Source organism: Peribacillus sp. FSL R5-0717, assembly GCF_038002945.1.
GTDB classification, from domain to species: domain Bacteria; phylum Bacillota; class Bacilli; order Bacillales; family DSM-1321; genus Peribacillus; species Peribacillus frigoritolerans.
In genome coordinates this window covers 4,625,851-4,651,738 of sequence record NZ_JBBOOF010000001.1, presented here as the reverse complement: position 1 = coordinate 4,651,738, position 25,888 = coordinate 4,625,851, and the positions used below count along the sequence as shown (strand labels likewise).

The window sequence follows — 25,888 nt, the reverse complement described above, 5'->3', positions numbered from 1 at the left end:
CCTTGATTAAAAAGTTTTTGACTCATATCTTAAGCCGCTTCGGATGCGGCGGCTGCCTGCTTTTGCTTACGGATGATCGTGAAATATGTTGCTACCCATGTACCCAGCAGGAAAAAGACAATCGCAATCCAACCTTGCCAAGCAAATAACGCCGAATTCACCAGGCCATTTCCGATTGTGCATCCCCCGGCAACACTTGCACCGAATCCCATGGTTACACCGCCAATTGCATTATTACGTAACGTTTTCATATCTGGCAAACGCCAACGGAATTCCCCGCTCCCTTTGGCAGCGATGAAAGAACCTAGGAAAATGCCTACTACTAAAAACGTGCCCCAATCGATTAACGCATCATCTCCGGTGATAAGGAAAGTTAAAATGTTCGCGGAAGGCGCTGTAATTCCAAGTCCGAACATCCTCCCTGTCATTGCACTCAGCGGCCAAGCCATGATTGCAATAAGGCCGACCAATAATGCTGTCACAAAAGGATGCCAGCGTTTCTCGAATAAGATGTGGGCCAATCCCGTTTTTTTCGGTTTCATTTTAAAGATTGGAAGTTTCGGTTTTCTCAATTCACGAATCACCAATATGCCAACCAAGAGTGTCACAATAATAACGAGAACCCAAGGCGAAACATTTAACGTTTCATGAATATACGTATCATTTGTACGATAAGATAACAGATTATCCCCTGCCACTTTCCATACACCATATTTCGTCATTGCTGCCCCTAGCATATATCCAAAAAGGGCAACCCAACTTCCGATCATGCCCTCTCCGGCACGATACCATGTTCCAGTCGCGCAACCTCCTGCCAGAACCATACCAATACCAAAAATAAAGCCACCCACAATGGTTCCCAGCCATGGAAAACCATCATTTCCAAACTGAATGACCCCTGTGTCCTTCAATGCATAAACTCCAATACTTTGTATCGCTATAACAACAAATGTAGCCAAAAACATCCGTCCATCTTTAGCTAAAATCAAATCACGATATGCACCAACAACACAGAAACGGCCTCTTTGAAGCACAAATCCCAGCAGTAAACCACAAATAATCCCTAACACAATCATTTGTAACATGTACCGTTTCCTCCTTAAGTAAAATAATAATAATACTAATATAATATAATTCGGATGAAATTACTAGGTTTTTGGATTGATTTTTTTCTAATGAAGTTCCCATGCAAATGAAAAACCCGAGTCATCATGAATAACGACTCAGGTTTTGTAGATTATTCCTTTGATTATCAAACCATACTGCCTCCGCCGAAACTGGCTGCTTTAACTTTCTTATATTGGTAAAGCATGGCAATTCTCCACGGAACGATCATCGCAAAAGCAAGTAAGAAAAACATTCCGCTCAATACACCGATTTCAATCGTGCTTCCCAGCATCAGCTTTGCCACCAGTCGAATCACCATGAGACCAATCAATATGAATATGAACGCTTTAGAGCGCAGAATATAAATTTTTTCATCTCTAACTTCAAATTTAGATGTTTTGATCAATAAGATGGAAAATAGCATTCCTGCAACAAGAGCCTCCAACAATTCGTATCGAGTGACCCTGAACATCGGGAAAATAAACATCAAGGCACCGGTACTCATAAACAGCGGCGGTAAAATGATTTTCTTTTCATTCACTGGTTTTTTCGTTTCCTTCATCCGTAATATGAAAACACCTATAGCCATCACAATCGCTATACCTGTTGATATATATATCATCTCTTAACCATCCCTTTTAACTAATAATAGGTAAGTACCATTAAAAATTATATATGACTTCAATTTATAAACAAAGTATATAGTACCTATTTAAGATAAACAAGGAGGTGTTTATTAATTAAGCCCGCTATTGATGATGCTTCCAATTCCCGCCTCGACAAAAGGCTTGACGATAAAACCTTGGTCCCGGCTTCTATAGACTTCGTCAACCATTTTTGCATTATGAACATCGCTGCCTGAAGTTCCTTCTTAATTTCTTAGATCAGGATTTAATTTCTATATAATATTCAATGCTTACCGCCCAATCCCGCCTTCATCAACCACTTAGTGACTGACTTATACCGAAAATCAACGAATTGGGCACCATAAGACCTAATAGCTGGCCTCAATTAGAATAATATTGAAAAATTAACTTATTATGGACTAAAAACCTGTAAAGCCACCGAATAGTCTAGACAGGACTGCAATTATTTTGGTCATCCAATCAAAAAATAAAACTACACCCATTATAATCATCAAATATCCGCCAATCTTCATGATGTATTGGCTGTACTTTTTGATCCATTTCAACTTTCCGACAAAGAAGGATAATATGAAGAACGGGATGGCAAATCCTAAAATATAGGCAGTCATATAGCTCATGGCAGCACTTGGATTCGTTGCACCCAATGAAATGACAGCACCTAACAACGGACCTGCACAAGGAGTCCATCCAGCGGCGAAGGCCAGTCCGATAAGAATGGAACCTATATATCCGCTAGGTCGATTCTTGAATTCAAAACGACTGTCTTTCATCAAAGATTTCGGCTGAAAGATTCCTACAATGAATAAACCAAAAATGATAATCAGGATAGCACCAATCTGACGAATTAATTCTTTGTAATCCGAGAAAAAAGAACCTAAGTATGAAGTGCTAAAACCAATTGCAATAAAAACCAGGGAAAACCCAAGAAGGAAGAATAAAGTATGCAGCATGCTTCTTCTTTGGAGCATGGCGTTCTCGGATTTGATTTCACCTACACTCATACCAGTGATATAAGATAAAAAGGCCGGATATAGCGGTAAGCAGCAAGGCGAAATAAAACTCAGAAATCCCGCCCCAAAAGCTAAAAACATATTAATATCATTCAAATAAGCTCACTCCTATGTATGTCAACCTATAAACATTGTAACAAATAAGATAAAAAAATACATTTATGGAACTGTGAATATTTCATGACAACCAATAGCTTATAACTGGATGGGCGACAGGCTAAGTTAACTTATTTGAATTCATTAGTCCAAGCCGATATAATTGTTATATTCATACAGATTTTACAACGAACACATAAATTAAGGGTACCTTGAAATAAATGTTGGGGCCAGAAAGGAAATATAATGGCTAAAAAGAATGAATTTCTCGAACAGATTGAAATAAAGAGAAATGAACTTATCAAAATTGTCGCTAAAGATGGTTTAAACTCTCATGTTGCCGTTGAATATAGCCAGCAACTTGATCAGTTACTAAATAAATATAATGAACTTTTTTATAAAACCGGTACAAATTTTTAATCCAGTACATCTCCCATTGATAACCACATAAGTTATTATATGATTTATTTTGCTGTCAATCTCCCCTTTTTACCTTCTTTCTCAATTAGGATACTTAGGCATGACCTTTGCAATATAAGAAAACAGGCAACCGCCATGGGCATTGCCTGTTTTTCCATTTAAAATAATGCATAAGAATCATTTTGCATCGGGATGTCGGAGGATAGGTTGTCACAACTAGAACAGCAGGAGATCCAGCTAAGATGGAAGAACCGTCCGGACCACTTCCTACCCCAATGTGACACCCGGTTGTGTACGTTATTAATCCTCGTTGCAGCACTCTATACACCACATATGAGTATTTTTCGATTATCTAAACACCTTAAGTAATGGCGGCCGGTTCTTAATCAATTTCTTAACTGTACTTCCAAGTCGGCGGCCTCAATTGATTTCCGTATATAATGATCACGAGTAAATGCAAAGAATTCACGAGTAAATCAGCTAAACTCACGAATAAATAGAGCGAATTCACGAGTAAATCGTGTAAATTCACGAGTAAACGCAATATTTACGAGGGCAACAGCTAAATTTACGAGTAAATAGCACAAATTTATGAGTAATTCAGCTAAATTCACGAGTAACAGTGTGAAATTCATGTGTAAGATGTATGTAGCAGGAGGCATTCGTTTAAGAGATATCCCTTACAAATAAAAGGAATGCTTGTTTCTACCTAAATATATTTATTTTCAAATTCAACCTGGAAAACCCTCACCTATCCTCGTTCCTTTTTCTAAAGCAATCATTTTAAATTTAAATGATAAAAATTGTGTTTGACAAATCAATCAAAAAATATTATCTTTAATTAAAGATAAATTAACTCGAGATAATATCACTTTATTTTTTTTAAACATAAATCTCGAATTAAAGATATCTAAATTCAAAATAAACTCTAGGAGGAATCATAAATGATTGGTATTGGTTTATTAGTTATACGCATAGTAATAGGGTTATCGTTTGTTGGACATGGAGCTCAAAAATTATTTGGGTGGTTTGGCGGTCATGGCTTGAAAGGCACAGGAGGCTGGTTTGATTCAATTGGGATGAAGCCAGGAATTACCATGGCCATATTTGCCGGTCTATCTGAACTTATAGGCGGAGCGTTATTTGCTTTAGGTCTCCTTACACCCTTTGCAGGTATATTAATTGCACTTACAATGCTCGTTGCGATCGTTAAAGTCCATGGAGCAAATGGCTACTGGGCAACTCAAAACGGTTATGAATATAATCTTGCCATTCTTGCAGTGGCGATTGGCGTTGCGCTAACCGGAGCTGGCCCATACTCTCTTGATTCCTTTCTATTTTAAGGAAGCTTGGGTTTTATAATCCCTATATTATGAAAAACACGGAGTTGGCTATAACCACTCCGTGTTTTTACTTTTCCCCATTATTAAGAAATTTTTCTAGTGGTTATCAAAGCTTATAACTGAGTGATAGTTACTTCGAGTATAGTTTAAATAGGTTGTCCCATATTTAAATTAGATGGTTTCAATATTAAAATGCAAACTCCCTAAGCATCACTCTTGTACAGTAATTTTCACAAAGGAGTTGGAATAATGCCATTAAATTATAGAGTACCATCGAATCCTATTCTTTATGTTAATACAAAAGAAAATCTTGGATTGAAAACAATAGTTCCTAATTTGAAATATCATGTCTAAATATCCTGCATTAGCTGTGTAGCATCTAACTTATTGGAAACGATCCTTCTCTTTTTCTTATTTTTGAGTAAAAAAACTTTAATTTCCTTCTTGTCACTTTCTCTTTATATTGGATTAAGCAATAATACAGGTTTTCTTGGATAATCAATTGAAATGGTCGTAAAAACTAAATCAACATCCAGCTTGTCAATAAAAGCTAATTCATACGAACTCAATATTGCAACAATCTCGATATTGAAATGCTCTTTCAAATTCGCAGCCAAAAGCTTTCCAGTTGAAACCCCATGATTACAAAGCACAACTGCCTGATAAACATATTGTTCTTTCTGCTTAATCTGGCTGGCAGACGTTGAAAAATAAACGGTCAAAAACCCGATCTCATCTTCTGATAATTTTTTTTGATGTAGTCCTCTATTTGCTTACTAAAGCAAGTGACTGCCTGATAAATCTCGGCATAGGACTCCTTAATAGTGTCTTTCAACGGATTAAATACCTGTAAATCGTTCTTCACCCTGCTTAATAACCCTGTGATATGCCTATACAAACCTTCATACAAATCTTCTTCTCTCTGAGAAAAGGGGATTCTGGTTACTTTTTCTACATGCTCAATTAATTGAATAGTTAATAATTTGTGCGGTAACCCAATCGAATGAATTATTCATATCTTTTGGATTAAACGATTCGATTGTAAAAGTAGTATATTTAATTTCATTTAATGATGGATATAAACCAAACTCCATACAGATGGAATCGACAAAATTTCTGACAGGATCTTCTTTTATTTCGGCTCTAACTTTGGCTAATTCCCTAAGGGTATTTCCTTCTTGCAACCGCCTTACCCATATACCTAAAAAAAGAATGCTTTGATTCCGGTATACATGATTAATCTCCACTCTGGACTTTTCAAAGACTTCGTCATAATGTTCTCCAATGACCCTTAATGCATTTGTATCCAAATAATCGAACAAATTGATCTGTAAAAGTATTTACTGTATCTATATCTCGGTACTCCATTAGTTTAGCAATATCTGTCATACTGTTAATCACATCGTATAACATAGTGCGTATTGAGCGTTCATCGCCTTTTAATACAATACCTTGCTTCGTTAAACTCACTACAGAAATCCCATATTCCTTTAAAAACTGACGAAGTCTTCTCATATCCTCATCCAATGTACTTTTCGATACCTGCAGTTTTTCTTCCATTTTAAAGAGCATTGTCGTTCTAGTGGTATCGGCAATATCTAAAAGTAAGGCAAGAAAACGTTCATTGGGCCGATAATAATCTGTTTCTCTGTCATCACCAATTTTGGACAGGAGCTTTTCGCGATCCACATCAGTTAGGTCTAACTTCAACCCTTTTCCTCTTGTCGTCGTAATTGATGGATAATTATTCTCTGCCAGATATTTATTAATCAGGACCAATTCGTTTCGAAAAGTACGCTCGCTAATATTGAACTCTTTACTTAAATCCTCACATGTCAAAAAGGTATTTACTGTCAAAAACCTGGTAAGTACTCGTTGAGTCCGTTCTTTCATGATAGTAACTCCTTTCATAGTTTCATTATAATTCGCAATATTCTAATAGTTTAGTACATCTTATTGCAACTTCAATTTGCAAAAATGTAAACGTTAACACTTTTTATTCAAACTATAAATCAAATATCCATCGAAAAAAGATGTATCTCTTATAGGGGTACAGACACATACCCATCAAGCTAACACCAATGAGTACTTAAAGTAAATCCATTTTTACAAAACAATCGTTCATACCACTAAAGAAAGATCTGCCAAAAGTCATAAACGGTAACTTTACCGTCTATTTCTCAAATTGAACGTATCCTCGAAATCAATCACCTTACATCCATTACCACCGAAGTAGTATAGGCTGCACGAAATAGCTTAGTGATTGGACATAATTAATGAAGAACCCCAGCTAAACTTCTCATAAGAAGGTAGCTGGGGTTAAAAGTTGGATGTGCAAATTATCACTTAAAACACGCGCAAGATATATCCAAAAGTTACATATTCCTCTTTTTGTTCTTGTTTATGTCTAAAAGATAGTCTGTAATTAAAAGTATAGAAGATATATAACTTTAGGAAAAAAAAGGGTATGAGCAAATGAAAGTTGGATATGCAAGGGTATCGACAGTTGGACAGTCGCTTGAAAGCCAAATTGAACAATTAATAGAATATGGTTGCGAAATAATATATATGGAAAAAGAAAGTGGAAAGAAAACAGATCGCCAGGATTTAGACAATGCAAGAAAAGCATTAAGAAAAGGTGATAAATTAGTCGTTACTAAAATTGACCGCTTGGCCCGTTCTGTTAGGGACCTTCATAATATTGCTATTGAATTGGAAGCTGAAGGAGAAGGCAATAAAAAACGTCCTTTTCAAATCGAACAGTGATGTGTTCAAAAAAGGACGAGTTTTGGAATAAATAATAACTTATTTATAATATCGTGCTTAATCGATAAAAATCATAAACGCCAATCCATAGATATGGGTTGGCGTTTTGGTGTACTTCTTAAAGTTACAAATATGATTAGTTCATTTTATAAACAACATATTAAGAAATGTTTTTCAATTCCTCTGTTAATCGTAGGAATTCTTCTTTGTTTTGATTCTGTAATGACTGGTCAATCTCTTTTCGGATTTGCTCTTTTCGGAAATTAAGAAGAGCTTTGTTTAACACCATTTCAGCAAATTCAGAATCCTTAACGTTTATTTCAGGTTGTGGTGGTGTATTAGCCAAATTCTTTTCCATAGGAAACCAACTCCTTGACCTTTTTTCTATTATACCACCATTTTCAGAATATTCAAATATTAAGTTAAGTAGTTCCAATAATATATCTATTAGACAGATAATTGTTTTATATGTTTTCAATAACAAAACTAATTATATATTACATAAGTACTTCCTTAAATAATCTTATTTCTCTAATTTGAATCGAATAGGTAATTATAAATCTAAAGTTAGTTAATTTATTTGTAGAGCGTTTCTCAGCATTAAATTTTTAAAAAAAGTAGTGTTTTTGACTTTAAAAATAATGTTTTACTTTCAGGTAGGTTTACGTTTAGCTGTTCAGTGATTGCTGGATGGTTCTGGTTTAAACTAAACGAACTTATAGGATACCCCCCCAAAAAATTTTGATTATAGGGGTTTTCTTCCATTTTTCTATTTTTGATTATGTAAAAGCTTATTTTTCATAAATAATGGGGACTAATTCCATCCCCACCTTTTGGGCTGCAATATAGCGTCTGTAACCGTCCCTAAGGATCTTTTGTATCCCTATTTATCATAATGGGTTCATCTAAGCAGCCTGTCCGTTTAACATGATTTAAAACTTGTAGTGTTTTTTCAACACTCGGATTGGAATTTAAAAACTCTTCCGTTACAACAATCTGATTTAGTAAAATAAACTCTTCTGTTTCATCTGGTTTCATTTTTATTTTCACCCCTATCTGAAGTCTAATTATATTCTTTATTCACCTATTATAAGACCGATTTAATCAGCTATTGTCACTTTTCTCATCCTAAGGCCACCATGTGGCAACCTTCTTATGGCGCTAACGCACCCTTTAGTGTAAGTACATTAGTTCACATGTTAGTTCAAATAGAGGATAAATTAAAAAAGAGCAGATAATTTTTATTTATCTGCCCTTCCTTTTTAATAGTTGGAATGACTATTGATTGCCTAGACTAGAACATTATCATTACGTCCAACATTATATCCCGCTAATATAGATACTTGCTTTAATAAAATTATTTTGTTTATTAATTTAATAAAGTTTTTAAATTGATTTTCAAGGTATATCCCTCTTTCATAGTCGTTCTAATTAAATTATTTTTAAGGGAACAGTCCCCATTAAAAATGGGAAAGGAACCCGGTATGACTGCATACAGATAGGGGACTGTTCCTATTTCTCGAAATAAAAAACCGGGCGGCATCAGCCGCCCGGTCCATTCTGTATTCCATTATTGTTTGCGATGTTCAAAGGTTTTACATGCCGTTTCCTCAACATTGTCAGCGTCATTGTTATCAAGGCCCACGACATAAATGGAGTCGGCAACACATTGATTCCCCTCGGCCCAGTACGTACAATTCTCCACGTTACATAAAACTTCGAGTTTCATAAAATGTCTCCTCCTCTTTATCGTTTAGTAACATATCCCCGTTTTTGTATATGGATAAACTCACATAAGCTTTTTCCTTCTTCTATGGAACTACCCAAATGTCTGTAAAACCAAGCTCACACTCGCCTTCTTTGCTGACCATAAGGGAGCAGATAGAATGGAATTCGCCATGCCTTCAGCTGTTTCTGGAGGCAATTATCAAAAGGCTGACAAAGCCGCCATACCTACTTAACTAACGCACCCATTAGTGGAATAAGAACCTTTCAAAAATAATATAAGACTACCCAGTTATGAGTAGTCATTTCTAATATTTGTATGTGCCTATGAGAAATGGGAATTAATTGTATCTTCAATTTTCTTTAATATACCTTTATATGCTTCTTCATCAAGGTATCCAATACTTCCGAATAGTAAATGGCCCACAGGTTCAATTCCAGTAAAATCCCATATTCCAATGTCAGAAGTGACTTTCAAACCTGCTGTCATACCAATTTCATCGTAAACCTCATTAGGAGTACCATGTGTATTGATGATAAAACCTTTTTTACCTTCTAATAATTTAATTACACCTTCTGGTCCAGCAGAATAAGCAAACCCAAATGCAAATACTCGGTCTACATATCCTTTAAGAATAGCTGGAAGACCTGTCCACCAAATAGGGTAAATAAATGTTATTACGTCTGCTTCAGCAATAAATTCTTGTTCCGTTTTAATATCATCAGGAGTTTTTCCTGCTTTCATAGCTGCTGTATCTTCTGGTTTCAGTACAGGTTGAAAATCAAGTGCATATAAATCACGGACAACAACTTCGTGACCACTTTTCTTTAATTCATTGACTGTTGTTTCCATGATAGAGTGATTTAAGCTGTCAGCGTATGGATGTGCATAAACAACAAGATGTTTCATTTAAAATAACCTCCAGGTATTTAATATCTTTTGATTGGATTATTAATCGTAATCTAATATTATAGTATTAGACATTTTTTTATAAGTAGTCATTTTTTTATAACATAGTCACAAAAATAGTACCATTAAGAAAGAGAGGCATTCATTATGGCACGAAGTATGTTCGGTGAACCTCCAGAGGACCAAATAGAGGTTTGTCCAGTTACAGAAACTCAAGATATAATCGCAGGCAAATGGAAACTCGTCATCTTATGGCATTTAAGCAGACAAACAAGAAGATTTAATGAACTTCAAAGGCTGTTACCTGATATTTCAAAAGGAATATTGACACGTCAGTTGAGAGAATTGGAAGAAGATCAAATGGTTCACAGAGAAGTATATAAAGAAGTCCCTCCAAAAGTAGAATACTCGCTCACACCTATAGGTAAAAGTTTTATTCCCCTATTGGACAGTATGGGCGAGTGGGGGAAAAAATATAAGAAATTAACAAAAAGCTAAGTGCCGTGCGTCTTAGCTTTTTTCTTTTTAATTATGTTTGCATGGTTTATCTTAAACTAACCTGCCCCGTTAGTTCCGTAAGAAAAAGGTTGCCGCAGCAACCTATTATGTTCGTCTGTTGGTTCAAGCCGTTTAACTGGAACATGGTGAATAGTGTTTACCTTATTAGGAGGAATATGCGGTCCACCGGCTACTGAGAAACAAAAAAGGTAATATCGTTTCTTTTTAATATTCGAATGATCTTCTGGTCTTCAGACGATTGATAAGCTCCTGTATAAGGCATCCCAATACTGATCCAGTGGTTAAGCGCATTCAAAATGGCCTTTTCTCCTCGGTCAAGTGTATGGTTATTGGCGATTGTCACGAAATCAACCCCGTTTGCCTTTAGAGCATCTCCCACCTCTACTGGTGAATTAAAGGAAGGATATGAGGAAAGCCCTATTTCTTTCCCGCCAATCATCGTTTCCTGATTAGCCACCGTAATATTCGTTTTCCCCAGATAGGGCTTAACAAATCGGAACATCGGATTAAAGTCATACGAGCCGTTTGACTTGCGGGCGGGTATATACACCCTATCGTGAATTAAAATATCTCCCACAGCGCCTATGGTTGCTGAAGTTACTTTTTGTTTCGGAACAGGTGTATGAGCTTGAGATGAAGCGTTGTCGGGTTTAAGTTTCTTTTTATTTTCTGCCTTTGTTTCCGAGACTTTTGGTTCCTCTTGAAATTGACCTTTTACAAATATCATATGGTCATAGAAGAATTGCTGGTACACCTTCTGTGTCAGTTTATCCTGCCGGTTTATCTATTACACCAACAACAGCTACAGATACAAGGTCATATGCATTGACGCTGTCTTATTGATCTGTTGTTAGAAGGGGGGGCCCATGATGCAAGTCATTATTAATTTCATTTTCATTCTAGTCATATCAGTAATTTTATTTTTTATCTTTAGCTATGATGCATCTTTAGATAGTGATTATATGTTGTCTCTTTTACTTATCATTGCTCTACAAATATCTTTGATATTAGCTATTCTGTTAAAAAGAAGATAACACCATAAAAACAGCCTTTAATTAATGGTTGTTTTTATGGTGTTATCTAGCGTCCTTCCTACCTTTTCCACGCGTTCCGTAAAGAAAGCCCAAAATTCCCAAGTGCATCTGCGGTTGAGGCTTAAGTGCTAGTAAATAAAAACTCTAAACTTTCCCCTGTTTTATTTCCGAATCAGCTTAGAAATAGAATGCTCAGTTATTCATTCGGACTCAATTTAAAATCACTATTTAGATTCTCATTCATATAAATGACTTTTCCATACATAAAAACCCGGATAAGAACACTTATATATGTGTTTCTTAACCGGGTTATATAACCAAATCAGTACTTTTACGAACTTTTATTCAATCCCCGGAAACCATCCTGGAGAGTGGATGATCGCTTGCCATAATGGGTCTGGAATATCAAGCTGCTGCTGATTTTCTTTGTTTATTTTGGTCACGATTTCATCTTCTCTGCCTTGTTCCACTTTTTGTACCCATTCAGGATCAATTATGATTTCACGCCCTAATGCAATTAATGGAACCCCCGATTGCAGTGCTTTGATCGCATCATCTGCTGTATAGATGGAACCAACACCAATTAATGGAACTTGTTCTCCGATACGTTCTTTAATGATCTCTATCCGAGGTCGGTCAACGTCGGTTCCCCGTCTTGCTTTCGACCAGAAATCCATTAATGAAACATGAAGATAATCCAGATCCTTTGTTACAAGCCCATCAATTAATGCAAGTGTATCATCCATTGTGATTCCTGGTGTTTCCGGTTCTTCCGGTGAAAAACGGTAACCTACGATGAACGGATCCTTGGCATGGTTGGCAACCGCCTTTTTCACTTCATCCACAACCGCTAATGGAAAAGTCAGGCGCCTTTCAAGAGAACCGCCCCACTCGTCTTCACGACGGTTCGAATGCGGCGAAAAGAATTGCTGTAGCAAGTAACCATTTGCACCGTGAATCTCGACACCGTCAAATCCCGCTTCAATGGCACGTCTGGTGGTTTCACCAAAGTCAAGAATGATCGATTCTATTTCCTTTTCAGATAGTGGACGTGGAACTGCTTTCCCTTCACCTTCCGATGGGATGTTGCTTGCACTGACAACATCACCATTTACCAATTCGGGTGGAACCTCTCGGCCGCCATGAAAGATTTGGAGAATTGCCTTTGCCCCTTTCGCTTTAATCGCTGATGCCAAACGACTTAGACTAGGTATCAATTCATCCTGATCTCCGCCAAATTCCCCGTGAAAACCTTTGCCATTAGCCGTCACGTAAGTACATGCCGTTATAACCATGCCGACCCCGCTTGACCGACGTTCATAATAGTTAACTTCGGCGTCGGTTACAGTCCCGTCAGGATTAGAAGAGAAATTTGTCATAGGTGCCATCACCAATCGATTTTTCACTTCTAATTTCTTTCCTAAATTGAACGATTCAAATAATGGTGTATATTTAGAATTCATTTAGCAATCCTCCATTTAGTTACCCACCCTGTTGGTTGGTATAAGTCCTTAATTAAATATCATCCGCGTATTATGATTATAATCATGCATACTTTGCGATTAATGCCGAAATGGCTTCTTTTGGCTGGAAGCCAATAGCTTGATCTACCTTTTCTCCATCTTTGAATAGAATAAGAGCTGGAATTCCCATCACTCCATATTGGCTCGTCGTATCTGAATTTTCATCCACATTAAGTTTAACGATCTTAACCTGATTACCCATTTCCTCATCTATTTCAGTAAGTACTGGGGCAATCATTTTACACGGACCGCACCATGGGGCCCAAAAGTCAACCAATACTAAGCCTTCCTTGATTTCACTAGCAAAATTATCATCTGTAACATGTTCTATTGTCATGATCATTTCCTCCTTGTATTATCCGAAATATTAATGATCTTTACTCACACTATTTAAAATCGAGTTTTGCGATTCTATTTCCCGGGATTTGAACCTCTGATTTCCGGGCAGTTATTTTCGGGTGGATTTTGATGGATTCCAATTTACCGGATAACTCCATAAACCATGTTTCATCTTTAGAAAGTAAAGCCAAATCAATTAAGGCCAAAAGATGAGCTTCGTTACTGACTTCTAGATCCGGCAGTTTTTCAGTCCATTTACTCGGAATCCAAATCGATTTCCCAACCGCTTTTTCATTGTCACTTTCAACTACATTCACTTTAACGATTTCTCGATTATCGCTTACGTTTTCAACGAAACCATGGATAAGTTCCCCATCTCTTGATTTTCCCTGTACCCAATCCCCATTTTTGAACAGATTGTTTTCAACCATTTCCTTAGCACCCCTTTTATGTTCATTTAATATTAAAACTATAGTTATTAACTGTATTAATAAAATATACATTTTGTGCAAAGAAAAAACTAAATCAATATCACGGACATTGTTTAATTTTTTCCAAAAATGTGCTGAGAGTTATATCTTCTAAATATTTTTCAAAATATAATTCAGCTTCATCAAATATTTGATCCATGACTACCTGGGTATTTGAAGATATGACACATTTTTTCTCCGGATCACCTGTACACCACTTTGGTTTCAGGGTTCCATGTGAGACCGCTATATAAATATCCGCCAAACTTACCTCTTCAGGGTTACAGTCTAGAATATAGCCTCCGCCCACACCTTCTTTAGTCTTAACAAATCCCTTTTTTCTTAAGCTGCTCATCATTTTCCGAATCCTAGCCGAATTTGTACAAACGTTTTCTGCGATGGACTCACTGCTTGCCATATGATCTGGTAGATAAGCTAAATAGACCAAACTATGCACAGCTATTGTAAAATCACTATTCACTTTACGTATCCTCCTCAAGGAGATTACTGTAATATTAATATTTACAGTTGATAAAGTCAACTCAAAAACCTCAACAGCTTCCTCCATTATATTTGATCAATTTAGTATTGCAGTGAAATCCCCACTTTACGCTTTTAATATTGCCCAAGTTAATGAGCCTTAAAGTAAGACTTGGTGATAATATTTATCCCTTAATTATAGATACACTAAATTGACAACGAATCCATTCTTTCTTCATGAATGGTTTTTCTATTTACAAACATTCAAATAAAAAACACCGATTACTCGGATGATTACTTTAATCAATTTTTATAATCACTAACTCATTAATGGTTTAGCGCTTAAATAAAAAGATTAATAGAAAAGATTTATTATTTTTTACATTTAGATTTCAATTTGAATTTTGATTCCCATTTGTTGTCTTTAAATTTACATTTGTGTTCAAATTTAAGCTCACACATAGGAAAACATACCTTACTTTTTTTTACAAAATCATTTATCATTCTAACCACCCTCCTTAATACTATATATGCATCTTTTGATAGAAAGTGTGGACAAGTATAATTTTTTGGCGAATTTACTTTCCAAATAAAAAAGCCCTCACATAGATTGAGGACTTACCTTACCGTTCCAAAACAAAAACTACCTTTTCTGAATCATTCATTCAGAAAAGATGGCTTAAGAAACAAAAATGAAAGATAAACCAAAATTTTATATAAAATCGGTAGAAGGATTCAGACTAAATCCATTTCGATATTATATAAAATTTTGCATCCAATCTTCCAAGAACATTGATATATCAAGGTTTCATGCTATCTTATTTTGTTTGTTGTTTATTCATGGCGCTCATCATTTGATTAATTTTCTTTTGGGATGGTTTCATACCCATTTGCATCATCATCATTTTCAACATTTGTTCGTTAATTGGCGGATTTTTCTTTAAGTAATCCATCATGTATTTACGAGCGATGAAAAATCCCAGCACTACTCCAGCAATCAATGCCAGTACGCCAACTAGAATGTAAACCCACATACTATTTCCTCCTTCATGTTGTCTAACATCAGTGTACTAGACCAAAGGTTATTATACAATACCCGCTACCGAAAAGTCCCCCATTTAGACAAATTTTCTTTCTTTTATCGGTTTTAACCAACCGTATTTTTCATGTTCAAAATCAATGGCCAGAAAACTCGCTTCATATTTTCGAATACTTTCAAAGAAAGCCGTTTCCGCTTCATAGTCTCCTTCAGCTTCAAGAGTAATGGAATCATTCTGAATGATTAAAACGGCTTTACTTGATCCGTTTGTTTTTTCTAAATAGTATTTTCCATTTTGAGTCCAATAATTCATCTTTTTTTGCAAACGTTGTTCAATAGCTAACTGCAACTGGATAATCGGGACTTTTTTGGTGACATATTCGATTTGTTTTTGCAAAATACTCTTTAGTCTGCCCCTTGCTTGAATATATTCCAAAAACAAATTGAAAAATAGCTTTTCTCTTCCATAATAATGATGGGCAAATTCATCTTCGATTAAATAAATTTGATAGGTTCTCATCAGCCAATGCCTCCTAGCTTTCCTATTTTGGAACGAAACATCTAACCACCAGCACCCTGTCCACTATTTTCCACTATTGATGACTTTCCCCTTTAACTGACACATTTAAACGAAATTTATTTATTCTCATTATATATTGACAAACAAAAAAGATATGTTGTTTGCTGGAGAAATTTTCTTCTTTTTTTGTCGAATGGAAGATTTCCTTTAGTATAGAAGCACATTCAATATATAATAGGACTCTTTTGATAAAAAAACTGACACCAATCTAGTTGGTGTCAGTTCCGCATTATTGTTATTTAAGCATTTCTTTAACAAGAGCAACTACATTTTCTACAGAGAAACCGAATTCCTCCATGATTTTACCGCCTGGTGCAGAAGCTCCAAAATGATTGATGGCTAATATTTCACCCTCATCACCTGCATAACGATCCCAGCCAAACGGGGAAGCCACTTCGATAGCTAAACGTTTTTTCACTGCCGGATTGATTACGCTTTGTTTATATTCTTTTGATTGAGTTTCAAATCGGTCCCATGATGGCATGCTGATTACCGCAACATCAATTCCTTCGTTCGCTAAAGCTTCCTGTGCTTCCACAGCCAAGTTCACTTCGGAACCAGTCGCAAGAAGTAATGCATCGGCTACTTCTTTCTTAGAAGCAGAGATGATGTAAGCACCTTTTGAAACACCTTCATACGCAGTTTCGGAAGTGCCTTTTATTGTTGGCAATCCTTGACGAGTCAGTACAAGAGCAGTTGGTTTATTTGTAGACTCCATAGCCACTTTCCAGGCTGCTGCCGTTTCATTGCCATCAGCTGGACGGATTACCCCTAGGTTAGGCATTGCGCGCAATGATGCTAATTGTTCGATTGGCTCATGAGTCGGTCCGTCTTCCCCTACAGCAATGCTGTCATGGGTGAACACATAATTAACAGGCAGTCCCATCAGTGCTGCCATTCTTATGGCAGGACGTAGATAATCAGAGAATACGAAGAATGTTCCTCCATATACTTTTAAGCCACCATGAAGTGCCATTCCATTTAAAGCCGCACCCATAGCGAATTCACGTACACCGAACCATATATTACGGCCACTGTAATTACCAGGTAATAGATCTGTCTCACCTTTGATGGCAGTATTATTAGACCCGGCTAAATCCGCAGAACCCCCAATGAAGCTAGGGACCTTTTTGGCGATCGCATTCAGTACTTCCCCACTTGAAGCACGGGAAGCTAATGTCTTACCTTCTTCATAGACTGGAATTTCCTGATCCCATTCAGCAGGCAGTTCACCTTTAATTGCAAGCTCTAATTGCTGTGCTAACTCAGGATGTGCTTCTTTGTAATTTTTAAACAATTCATTCCAAGCTTCTTCTTTTTGAGCTCCTGCATCAACAACAGCTTCATTGAAGTGTGAATACACTTCTTCAGGTACATGGAAGTCCTCTTCGAATGTCCATTTGTATGCTTCTTTTGTCAATTTAAGCTCATCTGCACCAAGCGGAGCGCCGTGAACGGCAGATTTACCTGAACGATTTGGTGAACCGTAACCGATAACCGTTTTCACTTCGATTAATGTTGGGCGTGCTTCGTCGGTTTTCGCTTCTTCAATCGCTTTAGCAATTTCCTGAAGATCATTGCCATCCTCAACGCGGATATATTGCCATCCATAAGATTTGAACCGGTCTGCTACGCTTTCACTAAATGATTGACTTAAGTCGCCGTCAAGGGAAATATCATTAGAATCATATAAAACAACAAGTCTTCCCAGTTGTAGATGTCCAGCTAATGAAGCGGCTTCTGCAGAAACACCTTCCATTAAATCTCCATCTCCACAAATGCTATATGTATAATGATCGACCACATTATAAGAATCGCGGTTATAGCTTTCTGCCAAGTGACGTTCAGCCATTGCCATTCCGACTGCCATTGCGATACCTTGTCCAAGCGGCCCGGTAGTTGCATCCACACCCGCCGTATGTCCGAATTCAGGATGTCCTGGAGTTTTACTGCCCCATTGACGGAAGCTTTTCAAATCATCGATAGATAAGCCATAGCCCGATAAATGAAGAAGGCTGTATAACAGCATAGAACCATGTCCAGCTGAAAGAACAAAGCGATCTCTATTAAACCAATCTGGATTTTTCGGGTTATGGTTCATATATTCGGTCCATAGTTTATACGCCATTGGCGCTGCCCCCATTGGCATACCTGGATGGCCGGAATTAGCCTTTTCAATTGCATCAATTGATAATGTACGAATCGTATTGATAGAAAGTGCATCTAATTTATCTAACATATTGTAAAAACATCCCTTCCTGTAATGTACCTCTTTATATTATAGTGACAAGCATAATATCACAACTAAAATCACTATTTAATGCCCCAATATTACAATTTTCTAGGAATAAGAAGTCACCTATTTAGATTAAACTAAATAGGAGAATACATACATGAATGCACTCTCTTTTTACTCCAAAATGCCAAAGAATCCTCAAATGGAATATTCCATCAGAAGAATCCAAGCATTAATGTAAATTTCGTTTTTCTTTTATATTTTTTATCTTTTGAGGAGTGACGTCATTACCCTCTGGATCCACGACTTTCACATGCTCCAACGTGTCGGACATGGATTTTCTGAATGTTTCCAAATACTCACTTCTCAATTGGGTTTGCTCTTTCGCTTCAACTTCCGTCAAGCCTTCACCCTTTGCCTTTTTAGAAAGTTCATTTATACGGGCTATTTTTTCTTTTGATAACATAATTTCGCTCCTTCATAATCTGCGGATATTGTCATGGTATTAAAAAAAAAGCGAAATTACAAGTTCTATGATTTACTTTCCTTTGTATTCATTTGATGTTCGAGAAAACGCCTGTTCACAGTAGCTTTAGATACATTGTATCCAAAGCCCCTTAATGTGGCTGCGATTTCTGAGAATGTTAACCCATTGGCACGCAGTTTAATAATTTCTTCAATAGGAATCTCCATACGGTCCCTTCCAGTGGAATTCCTTTGATTCTGAAGATTTTTTTGAGGACGGTACCCTTTTTCAACGGCTCTCATCATTCCGCGCTTTATTTTAAGATTATGTAGTTTCCTTTGATATTCTTCTACAATGCCCACTATCTGAATGACCATGGCATCCGAATCCGATAACTCCAGCTCCCCATCGTGTGAGAGAGTATAAATTTTCACATCTTCTTTAAGGATGACATGGAAAAGGGCTATTTTGGCATTCCCTCTTCCCAGTCTTGTTTCATCCTGGATTAATAGCACTTCAGCTTCTTTGGTTTTAAATAGTTCGAGCATGTCAAAAATGCCATCCCGATTCAACTCATAACCACTTGCCTGTTCTTTTATAATGGAGACAACTTCCACATCCATCTTTTCAGCCAATTTGACTAATTCATCTTCCTGCCTTGCCAATGATGTTTCCTGTGACTCTTTTTCGGTGCTGACCCTACAATAGATTACCGCCTTCATAATACCCTACCTTTACTACTTACTGCTCACTGGCCAAATTCTGGACAAGTTCTTCCCCTTTAACCGGTATGACAATGACTTGTCCAGGCTTTATCGAATCCGCACTGACTCCATTATTCTCTTCTATCCAACCAATGAATTCTTTTTTTGTCAAATTTGATTCTTCATATTCTTCGGCAATTCCCCATAGGGTGTCACCCTCGCTTACTTCTATAGAAAGGAAATCCTTTTTTTGATCATTGTTCAATGTACAAGAGAATAAAATTGAAAAGATGAATACTGATCCCGCTAATAGAATCGTATAAATATAATTTTTGTATAATTTTTTCATAATAATCCCTCCAGAGCGAATGTTCGTTCGTATGTTATGATCAAATTATAATACGAACGTTTGTTTCAGTCAACAACAAATTCGAACTTATGTTTGTATAGAGATGGGGGCCATGCTATAATGTAGCAAAGAACATTGGGGAAGAGGTGCACAAATGACAAAACTATCAAAACGGCAGCAAGATATTCTTGATTTCATTAAAGAAGAGGTCCGCCAAAAAGGGTATCCGCCTTCCGTACGGGAGATTGGCGAAGCAGTGGGACTTGCATCAAGTTCAACAGTACACGGACATTTATCCCGCCTGGAAAGTAAAGGCCTTATTAGACGTGACCCAACCAAGCCAAGGGCCATTGAAATAATGAATTTGGAGGAAGCGAACAATATTCCCAAAGTCAATGTCGTGAACGTGCCGTTACTTGGAAAAGTAACAGCGGGCATGCCGATAACGGCCATTGAGAACATTGAAGAATACTTTCCGCTTCCCGAAAGCATGGTTCCACATGATGACCATGTATTCATGCTGGAAATCATGGGTGAAAGTATGATAGAAGCAGGAATTCATGATGGAGATTATGTCATCGTGAAACAACAAAGCAGTGCCAATAATGGAGATATCGTCGTGGCGATGACTGAAGATGATGAAGCCACTGTAAAACGATTCTTTAAGGAACCGGATTACATAAGGCTTCAGCCTGAGAACTCAAATATGGAACCAATTATTTTACGAGATGTTTCGATACTTGGAAAAGTAATAGGCTTATATAGACAAATACACTAAAAGCGCTTCCCGCGCTTTTTTTGTTTGTTTAATTTATGTCCAGAATTCTCTCAATATGCATATGGAAGAGTAGATATTGAAATATTTTTTAATAGAATCTAGTTTCATGGGAATTTATACATCCCTTATAAGGGATGAAAGTTATACTATCGCCTTTCTGGTAATATGTACTTTGGTAAAAAGCTCATTGAAATAAAAAAAAGAGGATTTAAAATCCCCACTTTAATAAGGTTTAGATCGGCCAAGTCATTTCACTGTTGAATCTGCACTTGTTGACAAGCATTTTCAAGTGCAGGGAAAAAAATACATATATTTATTTTCCCCCGATAACAAAATTCCAACCATATCCATCAGAGACCCGTTGAATTAATACTTCAATAAGTAATTACGACCTGGCTGTTTCCATTGGCTGAATTACCATCTCCTTAGTTACCCCTACCATCAAAATAATGCCTCCTCAACTAAGAGAAGGCATTTCGCTATTTCTCAATATAGACCGAACGAATCAGCGTCCGGGTTCTTTCAGTACCATCCACATTTTTTTCCTTAACATCTATTGTTACATTATAAACACCTGACTTAGGTACTTCTGGAAGGGTGCCAGTAAAATTTTCAGTATCCATTGCCTTAATTGAGTTTTTTTCACTAATTTCATTACCGGTTTCATCTATCAGATGAACCAAAAATGTTGTACTGATTGGTCTTTTTTTATCATTCATTGGATTCTTTATTAAAAATTTTGCATCTTTTTGCTTAACTTTACCAGCCATACTTAATGTAATGGGATTCTTTTCGTTAAATTGTGCTGTGAACAGGAAGGCGTCTTTTGGCGATTTAGTCTTCATTCGTACTTTCCAGTCACCAATTTCAAGGTTATTTCTGTAGAATGATTGGATGGTTGCACCATTAAAAAAGGAAGTTTCATTTTTGGCTGAATGAACCTTTAAGGAAGGTGAATACTTTTTATTGGATGGAGAAATCAATTCAACCTCGACATCATTTGAGGCTGTATATATGCTTATATTACCTGGGGCAGCTTCATTTACATGGAAGCTTTGTTCGACCCAGACATTTTGTTTCAGGACATCACCCAGAACGGTTTGAGCGAGTGCTGTTGTAATGACATCATCTTCAACTCGTTCTTTATAATTGACATGATATGCAGGAATCCCAGCGGTGGATGTGCTTTTTAAATAGGGTTCAATTCTTGAAAATACAGCTGAGCCAACTCGAATATTGTCGTGATCAAAGTTGGGATCCGTAAATAAATGTGTTGCATAGGGTATTTTTGTACTCCATACATTCACCAGTCCATCATTTTCCCCATATGATGATAAATATTGTCCCCCCATTGATAAGGCTGATAGTACCGGGCCTCTGTTCATACCTGCCACAGTGAAATACAAGTTTTTACGAGAGTTGATATGGTTATCCGTGACAGAACGAAATTCAGCCATTTTACCAACTTGTAAAGAATAAGTTCCCTCATCTTTTTGACCTAATAAGGAACCAAGCCAGCCCGCATACCAGCTATAAGCCAAATCAGCTAAGTGAGAACCATGATGTGGGGAAGCTAAAGTGATCACCCTTCCAACATATTGGTGTGCTCCATAGTGGACTAGAGCCGCTTGTGTGTCTGGGCCCCCTTTGCTGTGAGCTATAATATTTACTTTTTTGCCCCCGAAATGGTTACTGATTTCTGAAAGCATTTGAGCTAAAAGCCTTCCATTGGCATATTGGCTCACTGACCCATTTCCAGCTGAATCATGAAGCTGAACAAAAACCGTTTGGTAGCCAGCTTCATACGCTTTGGTATACATATCATTGACACCATGATATTCCGTTTCGCCATACCAGCTGGTTGAACTGCCGTTTTTCCCTTGAACAAACACGATCGGTGGTTTGTTTGTATCAAGATTGGGAGGAATACTTCCAAGAAACCAATCCCCTGGACTGAAAGTTTCGGAGGGCGGTTTCAATTTTCCTGCTGAGGAAATGTCTGGCTTTGCCATAAATAATATGGTTAGAATGAGGACAAGAAAAACGACATAATTGATTACATTCCTTTTCAAGGGTTATCTCCTCCAATATCATCTGGAATTTTTTTGAACTCATCCAATTATCAATGCCCAGCTTCCAAAGCCTTCATTAGCCTTCATTAGTATATAATTGTACTTTTGCATACCATTACCTGCTATCTTCATAAAGATGGGAGAAAAAAACTAGAAGAAGTTTCATTGATAATAGAGAAAAAGTATGAAGATTTGCCTTCCATTCATTTATGTATGTGGTCTTTTTCATTTTATGAAGACGTGCTTTGGGGAAAACGGAATGCTGCCAATTCACGAAAATAGAGAACAGCCCTTATCCTGCATAGGATAAGGGCTTGTTCATCCAGGTTAACTTTTCCTTCGAATTTGCCATTGTCCATTTGCTCCTATTCATGGTGTTCAGAAGTCCGCCCTATACATTAAGTAAATAATTTTCTTTAACAGCAATTGGCTGTCATTATTGGAATCTCAGTAGCAATCGTATATTTGCAAGAAGATTAGATTTGTACACCTTTTACTCCATACACGTATTTTACAAATGTTCTAGTGTCAGCAGCTCCTATGCAAATTCAAAAGAATTATTTTCCCTTTCCTCTTTGTTCCCCCCTTTCCATCGTTACTTGAATCTTGTCCTATGGAAGTCAGGATTGTATGGATTCAAATGTCCACTCTGTTGAGGAAATGCTGGTTCAATTGAAGCTTCAACTACATTTAAAGTGTAGGTCAGGGTCAAAAAAAATGATATCGTCAATTGAGAATCCTACACATTCAGCAAATAAATAAGCCTTATCGATTCGCAAAGGAATCTTATATTGCTCATAGTCAATGTAAGTCCTCTTGGCCATCTTCAGCACTTTAGCCATTTCATCTTGAGTTAATCCTTTATACTTCCTGGCTTGTTTAAGTGTGAACTTAACGCTTGTCATATCTTGTCACCCCCTATCTAAAAAAATAATATCACACTTGAAGTATAGTTACCAACATTTTTTCGCAAAATTCACGCACTTTTCGTTTACTCACTTTCACTCATAGTGTATATTCAAGTAAGAGGTGAAGAAATATGCACATTGGTGAACGGATTAAAATGTTAAGAAAAGAAAGAAAAATGACACAAGAAGATTTGGCAAAAGTATTAAAAGTAGCTCCTACGGCAGTATCAGCTTGGGAATCCGGACGGAATAAACCTTTAATGGATAAATTGAGCATGATGTCCACTTGTTTTGAAATACCGCTATCCCACCTCATTGAAGGAGCGCCTATCGTTAGAAATAATCCTGGAATGGAATTCCTAAATGAAAAAAATGTAAGATTAATTGGTGTCTACGGAAATATCCCCGCTGGAGAGCCTAATTTCACCAACGAATATATAGAAGCGTATATGCCGACATTAAATTCGATGCTTAAATCGGATAAAGAATATTTTTTCCTTAGAGTGAATGGCAATAGCATGAATAAAGAATTCAGAGACGGATCATTGATTCTCGTTGAAAAAACAACCTACCTTGATAACGGGAAAATTGGAGTGGTCTTGGTAAATGGACATGATGCTACGGTCAAAAAAGTGAGAATCAATGAAGAAAACATCATACTCACTCCCTGCAGCACGGATCCTTTTTATGAAGAAAAAACCTATAACATAAAAAATGATAGAGTCCGTATTTTAGGAAAAGTGGTTCAAGCCATCAAAATATACGATTAATATCCAACCCGTGGGTTTCTTACGGAAAGAAAGTAAAATAAATGAATAATGAGCAGCTGTACATAGATTCATTCTTTCAGTTTATCAACTCAATTGCTGTTGCATTTTTGGTACAAGCCATCATGGTTTGTGCTTTTTAGTATTGTTCTTTTATTTGTCTTTACATAAAATCCATTAAATTTGTGTCAGCCCATAAAAAAAGGCATACCTTACATACGGAAGGACCGAATCAGGACGGCAGAATGTAGAGTTTTTCATTACATGCATATTCCTGAATCAAAAAGGCCCCTCTCTTTTTGAGAAGGGCTTACTGCGTGGTGTGCTTCTGGAAATTATAAATAATTATTAATTATTCATTTCACCCGCAATTTCTGGTTAACCGTAATGGTGTACTGACTGTCAAGACCGTTCCAATCTTTAATTTGCTGAACCGTACTGCCATAAGAATTGCTTAAGGAATATACTGTATCCCCACTAACGACAGTGTGGTATACAGCTGTACTTTTCTTAGTTAGATTGAAGCATTTAACTAAACCGTTTACATGTCCGCGAGCCAGTGATTCGATAAAGGATGACGTTTTCAACTTTGCTGCGTCATTTACATTATCGATAAATCCATTTTCAGTCAGGAGTGCAGGCATGTCCGTTTCACGGAGTACATGTAAATCTCCTGTTTTTTGTCCTCTGTCCTGGATGTTGATAAGCTTCATGACCTCTGAATGAATATGATCTTGATACGCTTTCGTTATCTGGTTAGTAGACGTATAAATGTAATCCTCGTACCCGGTTCCTCCGCCGGCATTAATGTGGATGGAGAGAAAAAAGTCAGCTCCCCACGCGTTCGCTGCATTCGTACGATCGTTTAAGGAGGGGTAGGTATCTTGGGTCCTGCTCATTTTCACAGAAACATTATTATATTCTATCAATAAGATGTCTTTGATTCGAGTTGCAATGTATAAAGTTAAATCCTTTTCTCTCAATCCATTCCCGACCGAGCCTGGATCCGTACCGCCATGGCCGGGATCAATAAATACTTTCACCATTTCTATCACCTCTATTAATCTTATGTTACGTATTAACAAATGCTTGTACACATAACTATCGGATTAAAGAAATTCTGCCGTTCTCAAAAAAAAAACACCCCCTAAAGATGAAGTGGCATTCTATGATGACATTCGCCCAATGGTGGGGAATTCTTTGAAAAAGACTTTCTCTATTTTTTTACTTTCGCATCAGGAATTTTTGGAGAATAAGCAATCTATAATCTAAGGAGCAAGAAGATTGAGAGATATTTAAAAAAGTCAACATTAACACAACTTTATCGGTTTTTGGTTTGTTTTATTAATTGCATCTGCACACTCTTTAATTGAGTCAATCACTATAGTCGGTTCTGATAATTGCGGAAAATGTCCACTCTTTTCAGCGACAATGTGTTTGCTGTTTCTTGTCAATGAAAATAATTCCAATTGATTCTCAAGTCGTTTTTTTTCGAGCTTCCTCTGGCATCATTCGATTTTCTTGTCCACCAGTAATGACAAAGTACAGGTATTTCGGGAAATGTATCAGTTAGATGGATTTGATTAATCGTTTTTTCACA

The 25,888-nt window shown here is 36.9% G+C and carries 30 protein-coding genes and 1 pseudogene; 6 read left to right on the top strand and 25 right to left on the bottom strand.

Features of this window, described 5'->3' with window-relative positions; genetic code table 11:
- Window positions 1-29: 29 nt before the first annotated feature.
- From NYE65_RS22380 to NYE65_RS22370, 3 genes are all read right to left on the bottom strand, one after another.
- Window positions 30-1,085 (bottom strand): YeeE/YedE family protein, encoded by a 1,056-nt coding sequence (locus NYE65_RS22380; RefSeq protein ID WP_340861723.1) that lies wholly within the window; start codon window positions 1,083-1,085, stop codon window positions 30-32.
- Between the two features lie 167 nt (window positions 1,086-1,252).
- On the bottom strand, window positions 1,253-1,729 hold the full coding sequence (locus tag NYE65_RS22375) for a CcdC family protein (RefSeq protein ID WP_034312912.1): 477 nt from the start codon (window positions 1,727-1,729) through the stop codon (window positions 1,253-1,255).
- 423 nt (window positions 1,730-2,152) lie between these two features.
- Window positions 2,153-2,860: a cytochrome c biogenesis protein CcdA gene (locus NYE65_RS22370; protein ID WP_034312916.1), complete on the bottom strand. Its 708-nt coding sequence runs from the start codon at window positions 2,858-2,860 to the stop codon at window positions 2,153-2,155.
- A gap of 246 nt (window positions 2,861-3,106) precedes the next feature.
- Here NYE65_RS22370 and NYE65_RS22365 point away from each other — a divergent pair, with 246 nt between their 5' ends.
- Together NYE65_RS22365 and NYE65_RS22360 are read left to right on the top strand one after the other, a co-directional pair.
- Window positions 3,107-3,280, top strand: a complete 174-nt coding sequence (locus NYE65_RS22365; protein WP_072272814.1) for an aspartyl-phosphate phosphatase Spo0E family protein — start codon at window positions 3,107-3,109, stop codon at window positions 3,278-3,280.
- Window positions 3,281-4,224: 944 nt separating this feature from the next.
- On the top strand, window positions 4,225-4,623 hold the full coding sequence (locus NYE65_RS22360) for a DoxX family protein (RefSeq protein WP_328177710.1): 399 nt from the start codon (window positions 4,225-4,227) through the stop codon (window positions 4,621-4,623).
- Window positions 4,624-5,081: 458 nt separating this feature from the next.
- Here the strand turns inward: NYE65_RS22360 and NYE65_RS22355 are convergent, their stop codons facing one another.
- The 4 genes from NYE65_RS22355 to NYE65_RS22340 all read right to left on the bottom strand — a co-directional run bounded on the left by NYE65_RS22355 (window position 5,082) and on the right by NYE65_RS22340 (window position 6,516).
- A complete protein-coding gene (locus tag NYE65_RS22355) occupies window positions 5,082-5,345 on the bottom strand; it encodes a hypothetical protein (RefSeq protein ID WP_340861722.1) in 264 nt (87 codons plus the stop codon).
- Window positions 5,342-5,533: a PRD domain-containing protein gene (locus NYE65_RS22350; RefSeq protein WP_340861721.1), complete on the bottom strand. Its 192-nt coding sequence runs from the start codon at window positions 5,531-5,533 to the stop codon at window positions 5,342-5,344. Before NYE65_RS22350 ends, NYE65_RS22355 begins: the two co-directional genes overlap by 4 nt.
- 49 nt (window positions 5,534-5,582) lie before the next feature.
- Window positions 5,583-5,807 carry a hypothetical protein gene (locus NYE65_RS22345; protein WP_340861720.1) on the bottom strand — a complete coding sequence of 75 codons (225 nt, stop codon included), beginning with the start codon at window positions 5,805-5,807 and terminating at the stop codon, window positions 5,583-5,585.
- Between the two features lie 85 nt (window positions 5,808-5,892).
- Window positions 5,893-6,516, bottom strand: coding sequence for a helix-turn-helix domain-containing protein (locus NYE65_RS22340; RefSeq protein WP_340861719.1), 624 nt, complete (start codon window positions 6,514-6,516; stop codon window positions 5,893-5,895).
- A 582-nt stretch (window positions 6,517-7,098) separates the two neighbouring features.
- Here NYE65_RS22340 and NYE65_RS22335 point away from each other — a divergent pair.
- The gene (locus NYE65_RS22335) at window positions 7,099-7,389 is read left to right on the top strand and encodes a recombinase family protein (RefSeq protein ID WP_095391315.1); all 291 of its coding nucleotides are present in this window, start codon (window positions 7,099-7,101) and stop codon (window positions 7,387-7,389) included.
- A gap of 160 nt (window positions 7,390-7,549) precedes the next feature.
- Here the strand turns inward: NYE65_RS22335 and NYE65_RS22330 are convergent, their stop codons facing one another.
- From NYE65_RS22330 to NYE65_RS22315, 4 genes are all read right to left on the bottom strand, one after another.
- Entirely contained in the window at window positions 7,550-7,747 is a 198-nt protein-coding gene (locus NYE65_RS22330; RefSeq protein WP_340861718.1) for an IDEAL domain-containing protein, read from the bottom strand.
- Window positions 7,748-8,253: 506 nt separating this feature from the next.
- Window positions 8,254-8,427 carry a hypothetical protein gene (locus NYE65_RS22325; protein ID WP_328177704.1) on the bottom strand — a complete coding sequence of 58 codons (174 nt, stop codon included), beginning with the start codon at window positions 8,425-8,427 and terminating at the stop codon, window positions 8,254-8,256.
- Window positions 8,428-8,959: 532 nt separating this feature from the next.
- The gene (locus NYE65_RS22320) at window positions 8,960-9,118 is read right to left on the bottom strand and encodes a DUF1540 domain-containing protein (protein ID WP_065421195.1); all 159 of its coding nucleotides are present in this window, start codon (window positions 9,116-9,118) and stop codon (window positions 8,960-8,962) included.
- A gap of 321 nt (window positions 9,119-9,439) precedes the next feature.
- On the bottom strand, window positions 9,440-10,024 hold the full coding sequence (locus NYE65_RS22315) for an NAD(P)H-dependent oxidoreductase (RefSeq protein WP_340861717.1): 585 nt from the start codon (window positions 10,022-10,024) through the stop codon (window positions 9,440-9,442).
- Between the two features lie 147 nt (window positions 10,025-10,171).
- Here NYE65_RS22315 and NYE65_RS22310 point away from each other — a divergent pair, with 147 nt between their 5' ends.
- Window positions 10,172-10,522 carry a winged helix-turn-helix transcriptional regulator gene (locus NYE65_RS22310; RefSeq protein ID WP_327078015.1) on the top strand — a complete coding sequence of 117 codons (351 nt, stop codon included), beginning with the start codon at window positions 10,172-10,174 and terminating at the stop codon, window positions 10,520-10,522.
- A 205-nt stretch (window positions 10,523-10,727) separates the two neighbouring features.
- On the opposite strand, the pseudogene NYE65_RS22305 reads toward NYE65_RS22310, so the two are convergent.
- From NYE65_RS22305 to yneA, 11 genes and pseudogenes are all read right to left on the bottom strand, one after another.
- Window positions 10,728-11,270: pseudogene (locus NYE65_RS22305) on the bottom strand (CapA family protein); the annotation flags it as partial.
- A gap of 648 nt (window positions 11,271-11,918) precedes the next feature.
- Entirely contained in the window at window positions 11,919-13,040 is a 1,122-nt protein-coding gene (locus NYE65_RS22300) for an NADH-dependent flavin oxidoreductase (protein WP_340861715.1), read from the bottom strand.
- Between the two features lie 82 nt (window positions 13,041-13,122).
- Window positions 13,123-13,437, bottom strand: coding sequence for a thioredoxin (gene trxA, locus NYE65_RS22295; RefSeq protein ID WP_340861713.1), 315 nt, complete (start codon window positions 13,435-13,437; stop codon window positions 13,123-13,125).
- 49 nt (window positions 13,438-13,486) lie between these two features.
- A complete protein-coding gene (locus NYE65_RS22290; protein WP_057276124.1) occupies window positions 13,487-13,870 on the bottom strand; it encodes an IDEAL domain-containing protein in 384 nt (127 codons plus the stop codon).
- Window positions 13,871-13,970: 100 nt separating this feature from the next.
- Entirely contained in the window at window positions 13,971-14,390 is a 420-nt protein-coding gene (locus NYE65_RS22285) for an RrF2 family transcriptional regulator (protein WP_034312932.1), read from the bottom strand.
- Between the two features lie 817 nt (window positions 14,391-15,207).
- A complete protein-coding gene (locus tag NYE65_RS22280) occupies window positions 15,208-15,423 on the bottom strand; it encodes a YneF family protein (RefSeq protein WP_034312934.1) in 216 nt (71 codons plus the stop codon).
- An 84-nt stretch (window positions 15,424-15,507) separates the two neighbouring features.
- Window positions 15,508-15,948 (bottom strand): sporulation inhibitor of replication protein SirA, encoded by a 441-nt coding sequence (sirA, locus tag NYE65_RS22275; protein ID WP_034312935.1) that lies wholly within the window; start codon window positions 15,946-15,948, stop codon window positions 15,508-15,510.
- 295 nt (window positions 15,949-16,243) lie between these two features.
- Window positions 16,244-18,247: a transketolase gene (gene tkt / locus NYE65_RS22270; protein WP_328177697.1), complete on the bottom strand. Its 2,004-nt coding sequence runs from the start codon at window positions 18,245-18,247 to the stop codon at window positions 16,244-16,246.
- 229 nt (window positions 18,248-18,476) lie between these two features.
- Entirely contained in the window at window positions 18,477-18,710 is a 234-nt protein-coding gene (locus NYE65_RS22265; protein WP_034312941.1) for a DUF896 domain-containing protein, read from the bottom strand.
- A 65-nt stretch (window positions 18,711-18,775) separates the two neighbouring features.
- Window positions 18,776-19,432, bottom strand: coding sequence for a YneB family resolvase-like protein (locus tag NYE65_RS22260; RefSeq protein WP_034312943.1), 657 nt, complete (start codon window positions 19,430-19,432; stop codon window positions 18,776-18,778).
- A 19-nt stretch (window positions 19,433-19,451) separates the two neighbouring features.
- Window positions 19,452-19,763: a cell division suppressor protein YneA gene (yneA, locus tag NYE65_RS22255; protein WP_034312946.1), complete on the bottom strand. Its 312-nt coding sequence runs from the start codon at window positions 19,761-19,763 to the stop codon at window positions 19,452-19,454.
- Window positions 19,764-19,917: 154 nt separating this feature from the next.
- On the opposite strand from yneA, the gene lexA reads away from it, so the two are divergent.
- Entirely contained in the window at window positions 19,918-20,541 is a 624-nt protein-coding gene (gene lexA / locus NYE65_RS22250) for a transcriptional repressor LexA (protein ID WP_034312948.1), read from the top strand.
- Between the two features lie 479 nt (window positions 20,542-21,020).
- Here lexA and NYE65_RS22245 read toward each other — a convergent pair whose 3' ends face one another.
- Together NYE65_RS22245 and NYE65_RS22240 are read right to left on the bottom strand one after the other, a co-directional pair.
- Window positions 21,021-22,553, bottom strand: a complete 1,533-nt coding sequence (locus NYE65_RS22245) for an esterase/lipase family protein (protein ID WP_034315334.1) — start codon at window positions 22,551-22,553, stop codon at window positions 21,021-21,023.
- Between the two features lie 740 nt (window positions 22,554-23,293).
- Window positions 23,294-23,518: a helix-turn-helix transcriptional regulator gene (locus NYE65_RS22240; protein WP_034312951.1), complete on the bottom strand. Its 225-nt coding sequence runs from the start codon at window positions 23,516-23,518 to the stop codon at window positions 23,294-23,296.
- Between the two features lie 134 nt (window positions 23,519-23,652).
- On the opposite strand from NYE65_RS22240, the gene NYE65_RS22235 reads away from it, so the two are divergent.
- Window positions 23,653-24,291, top strand: a complete 639-nt coding sequence (locus tag NYE65_RS22235; RefSeq protein ID WP_052137445.1) for a LexA family protein — start codon at window positions 23,653-23,655, stop codon at window positions 24,289-24,291.
- A gap of 353 nt (window positions 24,292-24,644) precedes the next feature.
- On the opposite strand, the gene NYE65_RS22230 is transcribed toward NYE65_RS22235, so the two are convergent.
- Window positions 24,645-25,334, bottom strand: coding sequence for an N-acetylmuramoyl-L-alanine amidase (locus NYE65_RS22230; RefSeq protein ID WP_283867611.1), 690 nt, complete (start codon window positions 25,332-25,334; stop codon window positions 24,645-24,647).
- Window positions 25,335-25,888: the final 554 nt, after the last annotated feature.